Annotated in this window: 15 protein-coding genes; 6 read left to right on the forward strand and 9 right to left on the reverse strand. The window is 69.6% G+C overall.

The features are described from left to right. Positions 1 to 31 precede the first annotated feature (31 nt). Positions 32 to 457 (reverse strand): MarR family winged helix-turn-helix transcriptional regulator, encoded by a 426-nt coding sequence (locus tag G3T37_RS11280; RefSeq protein ID WP_163473997.1) that lies wholly within the window; start codon positions 455 to 457, stop codon positions 32 to 34. Between the two features lie 25 nt (positions 458 to 482). Next, positions 483 to 2,219, reverse strand: a complete 1,737-nt coding sequence (locus tag G3T37_RS11285; protein ID WP_338401244.1) for an MFS transporter — start codon at positions 2,217 to 2,219, stop codon at positions 483 to 485. A 197-nt stretch (positions 2,220 to 2,416) separates the two neighbouring features. Here G3T37_RS11285 and G3T37_RS11290 point away from each other — a divergent pair, with 197 nt between their 5' ends. After that, positions 2,417 to 4,522 (forward strand): acyl-CoA dehydrogenase family protein, encoded by a 2,106-nt coding sequence (locus tag G3T37_RS11290; protein WP_163473998.1) that lies wholly within the window; start codon positions 2,417 to 2,419, stop codon positions 4,520 to 4,522. Between the two features lie 65 nt (positions 4,523 to 4,587). Continuing rightward, complete coding sequence (gene recQ / locus G3T37_RS11295) at positions 4,588 to 6,420, forward strand: DNA helicase RecQ (RefSeq protein WP_163473999.1); 1,833 nt, start codon at positions 4,588 to 4,590, stop codon at positions 6,418 to 6,420. A 39-nt stretch (positions 6,421 to 6,459) separates the two neighbouring features. On the opposite strand, the gene trxA is transcribed toward recQ, so the two are convergent. Further along, complete coding sequence (gene trxA / locus G3T37_RS11300) at positions 6,460 to 6,849, reverse strand: thioredoxin (RefSeq protein WP_163474000.1); 390 nt, start codon at positions 6,847 to 6,849, stop codon at positions 6,460 to 6,462. 9 nt (positions 6,850 to 6,858) lie between these two features. Further along, on the reverse strand, positions 6,859 to 8,475 hold the full coding sequence (locus tag G3T37_RS11305) for a DHA2 family efflux MFS transporter permease subunit (protein ID WP_422110983.1): 1,617 nt from the start codon (positions 8,473 to 8,475) through the stop codon (positions 6,859 to 6,861). A 158-nt stretch (positions 8,476 to 8,633) separates the two neighbouring features. On the opposite strand from G3T37_RS11305, the gene G3T37_RS11310 reads away from it, so the two are divergent. Next, a complete protein-coding gene (locus tag G3T37_RS11310; RefSeq protein ID WP_163474002.1) occupies positions 8,634 to 9,083 on the forward strand; it encodes a MarR family winged helix-turn-helix transcriptional regulator in 450 nt (149 codons plus the stop codon). Here G3T37_RS11310 and G3T37_RS11315 read toward each other — a convergent pair. Together G3T37_RS11315 and G3T37_RS11320 are read right to left on the reverse strand one after the other, a co-directional pair. Continuing rightward, positions 9,046 to 9,450: a DUF4180 domain-containing protein gene (locus G3T37_RS11315; protein WP_163474003.1), complete on the reverse strand. Its 405-nt coding sequence runs from the start codon at positions 9,448 to 9,450 to the stop codon at positions 9,046 to 9,048. The genes G3T37_RS11310 and G3T37_RS11315 overlap by 38 nt on opposite strands. Next, complete coding sequence (locus G3T37_RS11320) at positions 9,447 to 9,917, reverse strand: MarR family winged helix-turn-helix transcriptional regulator (protein ID WP_163474004.1); 471 nt, start codon at positions 9,915 to 9,917, stop codon at positions 9,447 to 9,449. Before G3T37_RS11320 ends, G3T37_RS11315 begins: the two co-directional genes overlap by 4 nt. Before the next feature lie 308 nt (positions 9,918 to 10,225). On the opposite strand from G3T37_RS11320, the gene G3T37_RS11325 reads away from it, so the two are divergent. Then, positions 10,226 to 10,651 carry a four-helix bundle copper-binding protein gene (locus G3T37_RS11325; protein ID WP_163474005.1) on the forward strand — a complete coding sequence of 142 codons (426 nt, stop codon included), beginning with the start codon at positions 10,226 to 10,228 and terminating at the stop codon, positions 10,649 to 10,651. 34 nt (positions 10,652 to 10,685) lie between these two features. Here the strand turns inward: G3T37_RS11325 and G3T37_RS11330 are convergent, their stop codons facing one another. The 3 genes from G3T37_RS11330 to G3T37_RS11340 form a co-directional block, all read right to left on the reverse strand. Next, positions 10,686 to 11,042 carry a hypothetical protein gene (locus G3T37_RS11330; protein WP_163474006.1) on the reverse strand — a complete coding sequence of 119 codons (357 nt, stop codon included), beginning with the start codon at positions 11,040 to 11,042 and terminating at the stop codon, positions 10,686 to 10,688. Between the two features lie 122 nt (positions 11,043 to 11,164). Continuing rightward, positions 11,165 to 11,860 carry a response regulator gene (locus tag G3T37_RS11335; RefSeq protein WP_163474007.1) on the reverse strand — a complete coding sequence of 232 codons (696 nt, stop codon included), beginning with the start codon at positions 11,858 to 11,860 and terminating at the stop codon, positions 11,165 to 11,167. Continuing rightward, positions 11,857 to 13,413 (reverse strand): sensor histidine kinase, encoded by a 1,557-nt coding sequence (locus tag G3T37_RS11340; RefSeq protein WP_163474008.1) that lies wholly within the window; start codon positions 13,411 to 13,413, stop codon positions 11,857 to 11,859. Before G3T37_RS11340 ends, G3T37_RS11335 begins: the two co-directional genes overlap by 4 nt. A gap of 211 nt (positions 13,414 to 13,624) precedes the next feature. On the opposite strand from G3T37_RS11340, the gene G3T37_RS11345 reads away from it, so the two are divergent. Continuing rightward, positions 13,625 to 14,479, forward strand: a complete 855-nt coding sequence (locus G3T37_RS11345; RefSeq protein ID WP_163474009.1) for an ABC transporter ATP-binding protein — start codon at positions 13,625 to 13,627, stop codon at positions 14,477 to 14,479. After that, positions 14,476 to 15,348, forward strand: coding sequence for an ABC transporter permease (locus G3T37_RS11350; protein ID WP_163474010.1), 873 nt, complete (start codon positions 14,476 to 14,478; stop codon positions 15,346 to 15,348). The genes G3T37_RS11345 and G3T37_RS11350 overlap by 4 nt, the downstream gene beginning before the upstream one ends. Positions 15,349 to 15,354: the final 6 nt, after the last annotated feature.

Below are 15,354 nucleotides of genomic sequence, written 5' to 3' on the forward strand. Positions count from 1 at the left end.
GGAAGGCGGGCGCGCGGCGGGGCGGACGCGCTCAGCGCGCGTCGATCATCCGCTCCAGCGCGGGGATGGCCGCCTCGACGGCGGCGACGTCCTCGGGGCTGAGGTGCACGAGCAGGCCCGCGATGACCTCGGCGCGGGCGGCTCGCGCGCGGAGGACCGCGGCCCGGCCCTCCGCGGTCGCCGAGATGAGCACCGCGCGGCCGTCCTGAGGGTCTGACGCCCGCTGGACGAGGCCGCGGGCCTCGAGCTCGGCGACCACCCGGGTGATGCTGGGGGCGGAGACGAGTTCGAGCTGCGCGAGGTCGGCGAGCCGGAGCGGACCCGACTTCACGACGGTGCTCAGCGAGGAGAGCAGGCCGTGGCTGAGGCCGCCGGTCGCCGACAGGAGGCGCCGGTTGAGGCGGCCCGCAACGATCCCCAGGCGGGTCGCCGACTCGGATGCGGTGGTCGGGGTCATCGCGGGTCTCCTGCCTCCCTGGGCGTCACGCCTTGCTCAGCGCGGCAGCCGGCTGCTCGATCTCGGTGGTGTCGACATGAACATACTTGCCACCGGACGACAGGGAGGCGATCGCCCCGACCACCGACATGATGGCGGCCGCGACGAAGACGATGATCAGCCCCGAGTGGAAGGGCGCTGCGATCAGGTGCGGGAAGAACTCCTTGCCGGTGAGGGCGCTCGCGTCGGCGGGGTTCAGGGTGCCGAGCACCTTCGGGCCGAGGAGCGACTGGATCGGGTTGTAGCCGAGGAAGGCGGCGAACAGGCTGCCGACCGGCGGGGTCGCGGCGACGCCGTTCGCGGTCGCGGCGGCCACCCCGTGAGCGGTGAGCCCCGAGCGGAGCGCGGCCGGCAGGGTCGCCGCGAGGCCACTGATCATGAGCGAGAAGAAGATGCCGATGGAGAGGGAGTTGCCCGCGTTCTGGAACGTGCCGGACATGCCCGACGCGGCACCGCGCTGGGTGGCGGGAACGCTGTTCATGATCGCCGTGCGGTTGGGGGCGGCGAACATCCCCGAGCCGATCCCGTTGAGGAAGGTGATGATCGCGAACGCCCAGTACTGGAAGTCGACGGGGATCAGCAGCAGCGCGATGAAGGTGGCGGCGACGAGGAGGAGCCCGGTGGTCGACAGCAGCCGCGCGCCGAAGCGGTCGGACAGCGTGCCCGAGATAGGCCCGGCCACGAGGAAGCCGATCGTGAGCGGGAGCAGGTAGATGCCGGCCCAGAGCGGCGTGCTCTCGTAGGAGTAGCCGTGCAGCGGCAGCCAGATTCCCTGCAGCCAGATGATGAGCATGAACTGCAGCCCACCGCGGCCCACCGAGGCGAGCAGTGCGGCGAGGTTTCCGCCCGCGAAGGCGCGGATGCGGAACAGCCGCATGTTGAACATCGGCTCTGCGACCCGCAGCTCGAGGAAGACGAAGAACACGAGCAGGATGATCCCCCCGATGATCCCCGCGAGCACCCACGGGTTGCCCCAGCCGGTGTTGCTATCGCCGTAGGGCTGAATCCCGTAGGTGATCCCCGCGAGCAGGGCCGTGAGGCCCACACCGAACACGATGTTGCCCGGCCAGTCGACCTTGCCGGTGCCTCGCGCGCCCACCTCGTGCAGCGACTTGTACGACCAGATCGTGCCGAGCACGCCGAAGGGCACGCTCACGAAGAAGACGGCGCGCCAGTCGATCTCGGCGAGCACGCCGCCGATGATGAGGCCGAAGAAGGTGCCCGCGATGGCGGCGATCTGATTGATGCCGAGCGCCATTCCGCGGCGATTGGCGGGGAAGGCGTCGGTGAGGATCGCGGTCGAGTTGGCGAACAGCATCGACCCGCCGACCGCCTGCACCACGCGCCAGCCGATGAGCCAGAGCGCGCCGGCCCCGGAGGTGAAGGGATCGAAGAACAGGGCGATCGCCGCGAGCGTGAAGATCACGAAGCCCAGGTTGTAGATCCGCACCCGGCCGTAGATGTCGCCGAGCCGGCCGAAGCTGACCACGAGCACGGCCGTGACGAGGATGTAGCCCATGAGCATCCACAGCAGGTAGCTCGTGTTGCCCGGCTCGAGCGGGTTGAGCTTGATGCCCGTGAAGATGGCGGGGAGTGAGATGAGAACGATCGACCCGTTGATGGTCGCCATCAGGATTCCGAGCGTCGTGTTGCTCAGCGCGACCCACTTGTAGCGGGGGTGGTCTTTGTTGAACCAGCCGGTGCGGACAGCTTCTTCAGCCACGTGGTGCCTCCAGGTGCAAAGGCGTCGCCGTTGATCGCCGAATAATTAGTTGTTGTGTACTAACTATATCACTTGGGGGATAGCGACAACGCCTCTCGCCGTCGCCTCTCGGCTGTTTGTGCGGGAGCGACGAGAGATTTACGCGCATCCGAAACCGTGCCTACCGTGGGAACACGACGTCACTGAAGGAGAGCACCATGGTCGATCTGGCACACCGGGGAGCGGTCGCCGACACCCCGGGACCCGCGACCGATGAGCTCGAGGCGGAGGTCACCGCCGACACCGCACCCGTCCAGGCGTCCGTCGACGTGGCGGCGCTCGGCCGGCGCCTGCTGGGATCCTGGGCGGATGTCCGCACGCGGGGCCGCGCGCTCGCGGCCGATCCCGCACTCCACCCCGTCGCCGGTCTGAGTCTGGACGAGCAGCGCGAGCGGGTGCTCGGGCAACTGCACTACCTCGTCGAGCACGGCCAGGTGAATCGCGCCTTCCCGGTGGCCCTCGGCGGGCACAACGACCACGGCGGCAACATCGCCGCCTTCGAGGAACTCGTCGCCGCCGACCCCTCGCTGCAGATCAAGTCCGGCGTGCAGTGGGGGCTGTTCGGCGCCGCCGTGCTGCACCTCGGCACCGAGCGCCACCACCGCGAATTGCTGCCCGACATCATGAGTCTCGCCATCCCCGGCGCGTTCGCGATGACCGAGATCGGCCACGGCTCCGACGTCGCCTCCTGCGCGACGACCGCCACCTATGACCCGGAGACCGGCGAGTTCGACCTGCACACCCCGTTCCGCGGGGCGTGGAAGGAATACCTCGGCAACGCGGGCAAGCACGGACGCGCGGCGACCGTCTTCGCCCAGCTCATCACTGGCGGGGTGAATCACGGGGTGCACTGCTTCTACGTGCCGATCCGCGACGAGAACCTCGACTTCCTGCCCGGCATCGGCGGCGAGGATGACGGACTCAAGGGCGGGCTGAATGGCATCGACAACGGCCGCCTGCACTTCACGCACGTGCGGGTGCCCCGCGAGAACCTCCTCAACCGTTACGGCGACGTCGCCCCGGACGGCAGCTACAGCTCGCCGATCGACAGCCCCGGACGCCGGTTCTTCACGATGCTCGGCACGCTCGTGCAGGGCCGTGTCTCGCTCGACGGCGCGGCGGCGGCCGTCTCCGCGATGGGACTCGCGATCGCGGTGACCTACGGCAACCAGCGGCGGCAGTTCACCGCGGGGAGCGACGACGAGGTGGTGCTGCTCGACTACCAGAGGCACCAGAGGCGGATCATCCCCCGACTGGCCACCGCCTACGCGATGAACTTCGCCCACGACGAGTTCCTGGTGAAGTTCGACGCGGTCTTCAGCGGCGCGGCCGACAGCGACGAGGATCGCCAGGACCTCGAGACGCTCGCCGCCGCGCTCAAGCCGCTGTCGACCTGGGCGGCGCTCGACATCCTGCAGGAGTGCCGCGAGGCCTGCGGGGGAGCCGGCTTCATGGCCGAGAACCGTCTCGTCGGGCTCCGCGCCGACCTCGACGTGTACGTGACCTTCGAGGGCGATAACAACGTGCTGCTGCAGCTCGTGGCCAAGCGACTGCTGAGCGACTTCAGCGCGAAGTTCCGGCACGCGGACGCCGGGGCGCTCGCCCGCTACGTCGCGCGCCAGACGGCGACCCGGGCGTACCACGGCACCGGGCTGCGTACGCTCGCCCAGACGGTGCGTGACTTCGGCTCCACCGCCCGATCGGTGCAGACCCTGCGCGACGCGGGGGTGCAGCGCGAACTGCTCACCGACCGCGTCGAGACCATGATCACCGAGCTCGCCCAGCGGCTCCGGCCCGCGGCGAAGCTGCCGAAGGCCGAGGCGGCGGCGCTGTTCAACTCCCAGCAGAACAGCCTCATCGAGGCCGCCCGAGCACACGGCGAGCTCCTGCAATGGGAAGCGTTCACGCGCGCGCTCGACACGATCGACGACCCGGGCACGCACGCGGTGCTCACCTGGTTGCGCGACATCTTCGCGCTCGGGCTCATCGAGTCGCATCTCGAGTGGTACCTCATCCACAGCCGACTCTCGCCGAGCCGCGCGCTCGCCGTCGGGGCCTACCTCGAGCGGCTCATCACGCGGGTGCGGCCGCACGCGCAGGATCTCGTGGACGCCTTCGGCTACGACGCGGCGCACCTGCGCGCGACGATCGCCACCGGCGTCGAGGCCGAGCGGCAGGACGAGGCGCGCGAGTACTACCGCGCGCAGCGCGAAGCCGGTGGGGCCCCGATCGCCGAGAAGTCGCGGGCGCCGAAGAAGCGCTGACCGCCGGGCGCGGGCTGTGCATCGCTGACGCGCCTGTCGGCGGCGCAGGCTAGGGTTCTTCAGAGATGACACCGACCGACGCCCCTGCCCTCGAGGCACGCTCTGCCCTCGAGACGCTCCACCGTGTGTTCGGGTACGACGCGTTTCGCGGGGATCAGGCGGAGATCATCCACCAGGTCGTCGGCGGTGGCGACGCACTCGTGCTCATGCCCACGGGCGGCGGCAAGTCGCTGTGCTACCAGATCCCGGCCCTGCTGCGTCCCGGCACCGGCATCGTCATCTCCCCGCTGATCGCCCTCATGCAAGACCAGGTGGATGCGCTGTCGGCGGTCGGCGTGCGGGCCGCGTTCCTCAACTCCACGCAGGACGCCGGCGAGCGGGCCCGCGTCGAGGCCGCCTACGTCGCGGGCGAGCTCGACCTGCTGTACCTCGCTCCGGAGCGACTGCGCATCCCCTCCACCGCCGAGCTTCTCGACCGCGGCACGATCGCCCTGTTCGCCATCGACGAGGCGCACTGCGTCTCCCAGTGGGGGCACGACTTCCGGCCCGACTACCTGCAGCTCTCCATGCTGCACGAGCAGTGGCCACAGGTGCCGCGGATCGCCCTCACCGCGACCGCCACCGAGGTCACTCACCAGGAGATCACGCGGCGCCTCGACCTGAGCGGGGCGCGGCACTTCGTCTCGAGCTTCGACCGGCCGAACATCCAGTACCGCATCGAGCCCAAGAACCAGCCGCTGCAGCAGCTTCTGCAGCTGATCCGCTCGGAGCACCCCGGCGACTCCGGCATCGTCTACTGCCTGTCGCGAGCCTCCGTCGAGAAGACGGCGGAGTTCCTCGTCGAGCAGGGCATCACCGCACTGCCGTATCACGCGGGCCTCGACGCCTCGATCCGGCAGCGCAACCAGTCGCGGTTCCTGCGGGAGGACGGCGTGGTGATGGTCGCCACGATCGCGTTCGGCATGGGCATCGACAAGCCCGACGTGCGGTTCGTCGCGCATCTCGACCTGCCGAAGAGCGTGGAGGGCTACTACCAGGAGACCGGCCGCGCGGGCCGCGACGGTCTGCCGTCCACCGCCTGGCTCGCCTACGGCCTGCAAGACGTGGTGCAGCAGCGGCGGATGATCGATCAGAGCGAGGGCGACCGCGCCCACCGCCAGCGGCTCGCCCAGCACCTCGACGCGATGCTCGCCCTCTGCGAGACGCTGCAGTGCCGCCGCGTGCAGCTGCTCGCCTACTTCGGCGAGACCTCGTCGCCCTGCGGCAACTGCGACACCTGCCTGAACCCGCCGGAGGGCTGGGACGGCACGGTGGCGGCGCAGAAGCTGCTGTCGACGGTCGTGCGGTTGCAGCGCGAGCGCAATCAGCGCTTCGGCGCCACCCACATCGTCGACATCCTGCTGGGCAAGCAGACCCCGCGGATGACCGAGCAGGGCCATGACGCCCTGAGCACCTTCGGCATCGGCGCCGACCTCAGCGAGCAGGAGTGGCGGGGCGTCGTGCGCCAGCTGCTCGCGCAGGGCCTGCTCGGACTCCACGGCGACGGCTACGGCACACTCGTGCTCACCGACGCGAGCGCGGCCGTGCTCGACGGATCGCGCCGGGTGCTGCTGCGCCGCGAGATCGCGCGGCCCACGCGCGCGGCGAAGAAGTCGGCGGTCGCCTCGACGCTGCCGGGTGACGCGGTGCCGCTGTTCGAACGCTTGCGCGAGTGGCGTGCCGGGGTGGCGCGGGAGCAGTCGGTGCCCGCCTACATCATCTTCGGCGATGCCACTCTGCGCGGCATCGCGCTGTCGAAGCCGGACACCCTGGCGGAGTTGGCCGGAATCAGCGGCGTGGGCGAGAAGAAGCTCGAGATGTATGGGGAGCAGCTGCTCGAAGTGGTCGCGGCCGGCTGAGAGCGGTCGCGCACCGGTTAGTCGGCGAGCTGCACCCCACTACTCCGCGGGCTGCTCGGCGCGGGCGGCGGCGCGCTGCTCCTCGATGTCCTTGCGCACCACGCCCATGTCGAGGTCGCGCACCGCGCCGATCACCTGGCTCAGCATGGGGGCGGGCAGCGCTCCGGGCTGCGCGAAGACAAGCACACCCTCGCGGAACGCCATGAGCGTCGGGATCGAGGTGATGCCCGCGGCGGCGGCGAGATCCTGTTCGGCCTCGGTGTCGATCTTCGCAAAGGTGATGTCGGGGTTGCGCTCGCTCGCGTCCTCGAAGATCGGCCCGAACTGCTTGCACGGACCGCACCATTCGGCCCAGAAGTCGACGAGGACGATGTCGGACTCGAGCACCGTCTTCTCGAAGTCGTCCGCGGTGAGAGTGATGGTAGACATCACCCCAGCCTAGGAGCGGGGCTCCGCTTCGACCACCCCGGCCTCGTCGGGCCGCCGCACCGCTGCCTCCGCCGATCCGCTCCCGAGTCGCAGGGTGGCGAGGAACCCGAGCACGAGGAATCCCGCGGCCGAGAAGGCGGCGAAGCGGGTCGCGTCGCTGAACGCGGTGCGGGCGTCGTTCGCGATGGTCGCCGACTGCGCCTCCAGCGCGGGGATCGCCGAGCCGGCGCTGTCGACGACCGCGTTCACGATCGAGGTGCGGGCACTGGAGGGGACTCCGTCATCGCTGAGGCGGGCATCCAGCAGCGACGACGTCGAGGTAAACAAGATCGTGCCGAGGATCGCGATGCCGAGCGCAGATCCGATCTGGCGAGAGGTGCTCGAGGTGCCCGAGCCCTGGCCGCTGCGCTCGACGGGGACATCGCGCAGCACCACGCCCGTGAGCTGGGCGGTGGCGAGGCCCACCCCGAAGCCGTAGACGAAGAGGAAGGGCACGATGGTCAGCCAGCTCGCGGTCGCCGAGATGGTGACGCCGAGTCCCGCGACGCCGATGATCTCGGCCACGAGGCCGACGCGCACGATCGTGACGGGGGAGACGCGGTGCCCGAAGGCGCCCGCGAAACCGCTCGCGACGAAGGATCCGATGGCGAGGGCCAGCAGCACGAAGCCGGTCTGAAGTGCGTCGTAGCCGAGCACGTTCTGCAGCCAGAGCGGAAGGGAGAGCACGATGCCGAACTCACCGAGCGAGACGATCATCGCCGCGATGTTGCCGTTGCGGAACGACGGGATCCGGAACAGGCTGAACGCCAGCAGCGTCGGCTCACCGCGTTTCTGCCGACGCAGGCCCCACCAGACGTACAGCGCGCCCGCGAGGAGGGCGATGGCGAAGGCGAACGGGATCGGCGAGATCGAATACGGCCAGGTCCAGCCGCCGATCACGGGCGCGGTCGCGACCGTCCACCAGCCGTAGCTGCGCCCCTCGATGAGGCCGAAGACGAGGCTCGCACTCGCGACGACGGAGAGGATGGCGCCGACCACGTCGACGCGCCGGGCATCCGGATCCTTCGACTCGACGACGAAGGCGAGCGTGCCCACGACGATGAGGATGCCGAACGGCACGTTGATGCCGAACGCCCAGCGCCACGAGTAGTAGGTGGTGAGCCAGCCGCCGAGGAGCGGACCGACCGCGACCATGCCGCCGATCGTGGAACCCCACACGGCGAAGGCGATGCCGCGCTCGCGTCCGCGGAAGGTGGCGTTGATGAGCGACAGGGTCGTGGGGAGGACCATCGCGCCACCGACCCCCTGCACGACGCGGGAGGCGATGAGCAGATCGCCGGTGGGGGCGAAGGCGGCGAGCACGGAGGCGAGGGCGAAGATCATCACGCCGATGACGAGCATGCGGCGGCGGCCGTAACGGTCGGCCAGGGAGCCGAAGACGAGCAGGAGGGCCGCGAAGACGAGCGTGTAGCTCTCCTGCACCCACTGCACCTGCGTCGAGGTGATCCCGAGGTCTTTGACGATCGAGGGGATCGCGACGTTGACGATGGTCGAGTCGACGATGATGAGCGCGACGGCGATGCTGATGAAGACGAGGCCGAACCAGCGGGCGCGGGGGTTCGTCATGCCGGGCATCCTTCGCTCGTGCCGGTGCGCCCGGCGAGGCTCGCGCTGACGTGGACGTCGATCTGACGTACCGTGTCTCTCGTGGACTTCACGTGAGTTCCCTTCCCGCAGATTCGTCAGCTAGCTGACTAATTCACGATAGCACCGAAAGACCCCCGATGGCAGAGGCGAACGACACCGCGCAGGGCGCGCCGATCGAGGAGTGGCCGACCGGCCGACTCCTCGGCACGGCCGCCCGGATGGTCGAGCACGCCTGGACGACGGCGCTCGACGAGCGCGGGCTCACCCACGCCGGGCTCATCGTGCTCGACTTCCTGCAGGCGGGACCCCAGAGCCAGATCGACCTCGCGCGCCTCGCCCGCGTGGAGACGCAGACCATGTCGCGCACCATCGAGCGACTCGAGCGGCAGGGCCTGCTCGCGCGCGAGAAGGATGCCCGCGATCGGCGTCGTCACGTGGTCACGCTCACGCCCGCCGGTCACCAGGCCTGGGTGCAGACCCGCTCGCTGGAGGGGGAGCTGTTCCCCGAGTTCGCCAACACCGAGGGATTGCGGGATGCGCTGATCGCGATCATCCGCTCGTCGTCGCAGAGCCGCTGGCGGGCCTAGCCGCGAGCCGCGCCTCGAGTGCCGGCCGATCCCTGAGGAACCACACGTGCGTGCCGCGGTTGGACTCGGCGACGAAGTCGCGGAGCGCCGCACTCGTGCGCAGGTGCGAGTCGAGATCGCCGAGGATGGCGAGTTGCACCCGGTGGTTCACGAACTTCTGCAGGATGTCGCCCGCGATGCGGGTGCTGAGGTGGAAGAACATGTCGTCGAGCCGGTCCACCGGCATGGCGACGAGTGCGGCGCGGTGGCCGAAGGCGGTTGCGAGCACCTCGCTCGCCTGGCCTTCGCTGCCCACGATCGGGGCGTCCGCCGGGTAGAAGTACACCGTGACGCCGTGCACGAGCTCGACGGCGGGATCCCGCGTCATGACGCCCCCGGGTCGACCGCCGGATGATCGGCGATCATGCCGTGCGCCCGAGCCACGAGCTCGAGCGCATCGTGCAGCGCCGCGACCTGCGGTGCGGTGAGCGAGCCCAGCATCTCGAAGTCGACGTCGTCCTCGATCTGCTGGGCGTGGGCCAGCAGCGCGCGCCCGCTCGCGGTGATCTCGACGACGAAGCGCCGGCGGCTCGTCGGGTCGGCGACCCGCGCCACGGCGCCGACCGCCTCCAGATCGTCGAGGATGCCGACCACGGCACTGGGGGCGACCCCGATCGCGAGGCCCAGATCGCTCTGCGACCCAGCGGGACCGGCAGAGAGCGCGGCGAGCAGACTCGCGTGCTTGGGGCGGATGCCCAGGGGGGCGAGTCGCGCAGACAGCGCGGTGGAGGTGGCCTGGCCGACTCGCGCGAGCAGGTGGCCGATACCGGGAGGGGCGACGGTGGGGGCGCTCATGCCTGAATCCTAGGGTTGCCGAATGATCGGCCGGGGTAACGATCGCGTTACAAACAATTACGGATCAGAACAATTATTGCGGTGAATTATTGGTGGGCTGCAGGGAGGGGCCCTGACCGGTGACCCGGGTCCGCCGCCGGGAGGGACGGGTGCGTCGCGCGGACGCTGCGAGGAGTAATTCCGCAGGAAGTCGCCGGAGCCTCTAGAGCGAGCGGGCTGCGGCGTCGTAACATTTCGTAATAGAAGGGTGTCGCGGTCGATCATCCCCCGCGCAGCCTCGCCATCCCCCCAGTGATCGGAGCTTCGCAATGATGAATATGACCTCCAAGATGATGGACAGCATGATGAGCATGCCCGGCATGATGATGCAGGGCATGGACATGGCCGCGATGAACGACCTCATCGAAGCGTGTTCGGCGTGCGAGCAGGCCTGCGTGATGTGCGCCGACGCGGCGATGATGTCGGGCGAGATGACCAAGTGCGCAGCGATGTGCATGAACATGTCGGAGATGGCCAACACCACGATGCGCATGATGATGCGCCCCGCGGGCTACGACATGGGGAGCGCGATGGCGATGCTGCAGGCGTGCATGACGATGTGCATGGCGTGCTCGGACGAGTGCATGAAGCACGCCGACATGAGCCCGATGTGCATGATGTGCGCCGAGGCCTGCAAGCAGTGCTCGATGGCCTGCCAGAAGATGATGGACTCGATGAAGGCCATGATGGCCTGAGGTTCGGGCGGGGGTCACCCCGTGCGGACTGCGCTCAGGCGAGCTGCGTCGCGGCCGCCGGAGCGAGCGAGGCGACGTTGACCCACGTGCCGCCGATGGCGAGCACGTGGTAGACGGCGTGCAGCGCCACGGGTTCCCCCGCGCCCAGCACCGAGCTGAGGTCGCGGTGGTTCCACACCCAGACCGTCTCACGGTCGTCGATCGTGGTGAGCTGCACCCAGCCGTCTGCGGAGACCGAGTCGACCACCGCATCCCGCCACTTGCTGGCCGTCGCGGTCGCGACGCGCTGCTGGATGATCGAAAGCGCGTGACCCGGCGTCGCCACGTCGCACATCACGCCGGTGCAGACGTGCTGCTCGGCGTCGTGGTGCGGGTGGTGAGGCGTGGTCATGGGGCGTCCGTCGGTCGAGGTGGGAATCACTGGATGCCCCACGATAAATCGGGCACCTGACCGGGGGAAAGGGCGCGCGTCACACAAGGAAACAGAGCGGCGCGGCCCGCCCAGCGGCGCGCTCAGGGGCGGCGGAGCGAGTATCGGTGCTCCGGGCGGCCGGTGAAGCCGTAGCGCAGTTCGAGACTCACCGCGGCGGTGTTCTCGAGTTGCGAGAGGCAGCGCTGCGCGGTGGCGCGGCTGATGCCCACCGTCCGGGCGACCTCGCTCGCCGACAGCGGGGTGTCGCTCGCCGCGACCGCGTCGTAGACGAGCCGCAGCGTGGGGGCGAGGTGCGTGACGGCGACGCGTGGGCGGGGCGGGGCGGTCGGGTGGCGTAGTTCGAACACCGTGTCGATGTCGTCCTGGGTGGCCTCCGCCGGCCACTCGCCCAGTCGTTCGTGCTGCGCGCGGAACGCGGTGAGCCGTTCCGCGAGAGCGGTGGGGCCGAACGGCTTCACGAGGTAGTGGAAGGCGCCGAGCCGAACCGCCTTCTCGACCGTCTCGTTGTCGCTCGCGGCCGTGATCACGATGACGGCGGGCGCGGGTGCCCCGTCGAGCAGCTCGCGGGTGACCTGCAGGCCATCGCCGTCCGGCAGGTAGACGTCCATGAGGACGAGGTCGGGCTGCAGTTCGCGGCTGAGGCGCAGGGCATCCGCCGCCGTGTGTGCGCGCCCGACGACCCGGAATCCGGGAACGCGAGCCACGTAGGCCTCGTGGATCGCGGCGACCCGGAAGTCGTCGTCGACCACCACGACGGTGAGCTCGTCGCCGCTCATCGGGCCGCCTCCGCGAGTGGGGCGGCCACCCGCGGCAGCACGACGACGAACGCGGCGCCCGGTCCCTCGGAGACCGTGACGCGTCCGCCGAGGCCGGCCACCGTGTTGTGCACGAGGGAGAGGCCGAGGCCGCTGTGGCGCTCCAGCGCGCCCCGCTTGGTCGTGTAGCCCCGGTCGAAGATGTGGGTGCGGTCATCCGGGGCGATCCCGGGGCCGGTGTCGGTGACGGTGATCGTGAACTCCGCGGCCGTCTCGACGACGGCGACGACCACCCGGCGCGGCGCGGGCCGGCCGGCGAGGGCGTCGAAGGCGTTGTCGACGAGGTTGCCGACGATCGTCGTCATCGCCTGGATGCGCTCGGGGTTCTCACCGAGGTTCGTCTCCGGGGCGATCACGAGATCGATGCCGCGTTCGCCGGCCTCCGCGACCTTGCCGAGCAACAGCCCCACCATTTGGGGCGCGCGCACGTGCTCGCGGAGGGTCTGATCGAGGTCGGCGGCGGTGCCGCGGATCTCGTTGATGTAGTCGAGGGCGGCGGCCGGGTCGCCGAGTTCGAGCAGGCCCGCGATGCCGTGCAGGCGGTTCGTGAACTCGTGCTGCTGGGCCCGCAACGACTCGGTCAGGCTGCGCTCGCCGGCGAGCTCCTGAGCCAGGCCCTCAAGGTCGGTGCGATCGCGCAGGGTCACGACGGAGCCGTGCGGCCGATCGCCGAGCGTGACCGGCATGCGGTTGATCACCAGGCAGTAATCGTCGGTGAGGGCGATCGCGTCGGTCACCGCCGTCGTGCCCGTGAGCAGGTCGCGCAGCAGTCCGGGGGCGAGCACATCCCGCAGCGGATGACCGGTCGCCCCGCTCGGCAGGGCCAGCAGCCTCCTCGCGTGATCGTTCATCACGCTGATCCGTCCGGCCGGATCCACGGCGATCACTCCCTCGCGGATTCCGTGCAGCGTGGCCTCGCGCTCCTGCAGCAGCCGCGCGATCTCGTCGAGCTCGAGCCCGAAGGTGCGCCGCTTCAGGATGCTCGCCAGCCCGAACGAGGCGAGGCCGCCGATGCCGAGCATGACGGCGAACCAGATCGCGTAGGACGGCAGCTGGCGCAGGAGCGCGGTCTGCACCGAGCTCTCCCGGATTCCGACCGAGACCTCGCCGACGAGGGTGCCCGCCGGGCTGTACAGGGGAACGCGGGCGTTGGCGCTGAGCCCGGTCGACCCGGAGTCGGTGCCGAGGTGGGCACGGCCATCCGTCACCATGATCGGCTCGCTCACCCGCTGGCCGATGAGCGCCGGGTTGGGGTGGGAGTGCCGCACGCGGTTCAGGTCGATGACGACGATGTAGGTCGCGCCGGTGCGGTGGGCGGTGGCGGTGGCGAGGTCTTGAACGGTGGCCGCGCATCCCGGGCCGTTGCTGGTGAGGCACTCGCGAATGGCCGGATTCTCGGCGAACGCACCCGCGATGGCGGCCGCGCGCGACTGGAAGACGGTGTCGAGGTGACCGCGTTCGGTGAGCGCGAACAGCCCGAATCCGATGGCCATGGAGACAGTGAGGATCGCCAATTGAGCCAGGAATATCTGGCTCGAGAGTTTCCGGATCCGTCGTCGCATCACCGTGATTGTCGCAGGTCGGCTCCGGGGACGCACCGCGCAGAATGCGCACAACCCCCGGCAACGCGCACAACGTGCCAATGCAGCACAAGCGCGACGGCGGCGGGGTGCGCCGCCCACGATGAGTGATCACACGCCCCAGAAGACAGAGAGGTCTTGGCTGATGAGTGACCAGACTCGACGACCGCACCCGCCCGGGATCACCCCGGACGACGCCGCCCGCATCGACATCATCGGATTGACGAAGCGATTCCTCACGCCGAAGGGCGAGGTGTTCACGGCGATCAACGACGTGACGCTCACGGTGGAGCCGGGACAGTTCTGCGCGATCGTGGGGCCGACCGGCTGCGGCAAATCCACCACGCTCGCCCAGGTCTCCGGCTTGGAGCACCCCAGTGCGGGCTCGGTCAGCGTCGGCGGGCAGATCGTCGACGGCATCACCGACGGGGTGAGCTACATGTTCCAGGCCGACTCGCTGTTCCCGTGGAAGACCGTGCTGGGCAACGTCATGATCGGTCCCGTGCTGCTCGGCACCGCCAAGGCGGAGGCGACGACGCTGGCGATGGACTGGCTTCGTCGGGTCGGCCTGAGCGGCTTCGAGGACCGCTACCCGCACCAGCTGTCGGGGGGAATGCGCAAGCGCGTCGCCATGGCGGCGGCGCTCATCAACCGGCCGCGCATCCTGCTCATGGACGAGCCCTTCGGTGCGCTCGACGTGCAGACGAAGGCCATCATGCAGACCGAGCTGCTGCAGCTCTGGGAGGAGCTGCGGCCCTCCGTGCTGTTCATCACGCACGACCTCGACGAGGCCGTGGCGCTCTCCGACCGCGTCGTCATCATGACGACGAGCCCGGGAACGGTGAAGAACGTCTTCGACATCGACCTTCCGCGGCCGCGCGGCGACGTGCAGCAGATCCGCCACGAGGAGCGCTTCCTCGAACTGCAGGGGCAGATCTGGGAGTCGCTGCGCGACGAGGTCACCCGCGCCTACGCGCAGACGGCGGGGGTGGCGGCATGACCTCCACCACCGTTGCCACGCCGGCGGCCCGCCTCGGCGAGACCGACCTCCAGAGCTCCGCCCGGCGGGCCCACTCCCGCCGCACCGCCTGGGTCTGGGTGGGCCGGGTCGCCGTCGCAGTGATCGTCGTCGGCGGCTGGCAGTGGTTCACCACGGCCGGCTGGGTCGACAAGTTCTTCTACGGCCAGCCGTCCGGCATCTGGGACAGCCTCGTGCACCTCTTCACCGTCGGCACCGCGTTCGGCACCATCTGGGAGAACCTGGGCGTCACCGTCGAGGAGGCCTTCTTCGGGTTCCTGCTCGGCACGGTCGCGGGGGTGATCATCGGGATCCTGTTCGGCTCGAACAAGTACCTCGCCACCGTATTCGGCCCGTACATCAAGGTGTTGAACTCGATTCCCCGCATCGTGCTCGGCTCGATCTTCATCGTTGCCTTCGGGCTCGGGGTGTTCCCGAAGGTGCTGCTCGCCGCGGTGCTCGTCTTCTTCGTCGTCTTCTTCAACGCCTTCCAGGGCGTGCGGGAGGTCGACCAGAACCTCGTCGCCAACGTGCGGGTGCTGGGAGCATCCACCCTTCAGGTGGCCCGCCACGTCACGATCCCCTCGGCGATGACCTGGATCATCGCGAGCCTCCACACGGCGTTCGGCTTCGCGATCATCGGCGCGCTCGTCGCCGAGGTGCTGGGCGCCCAGCACGGCATCGGTCTCATCATCAGCCAGGCCCAGGGCAGCTTCGACCCCAACACCGTCTTCGCCTGCATGGTCATCACCGCGGTCGTGACCCTCGGCGCCGAGTACCTCATCACCCTGCTCGAGAAGGCGGTGCTCAAGTGGCGCCCGCCGAACCGCTCCGAAGCCCAGGCGATCTGACGACCG

The sequence above is a fragment of the Galbitalea soli genome, from assembly GCF_010686725.1.
GTDB classification, from domain to species: Bacteria; Actinomycetota; Actinomycetes; order Actinomycetales; family Microbacteriaceae; genus Galbitalea; species Galbitalea soli.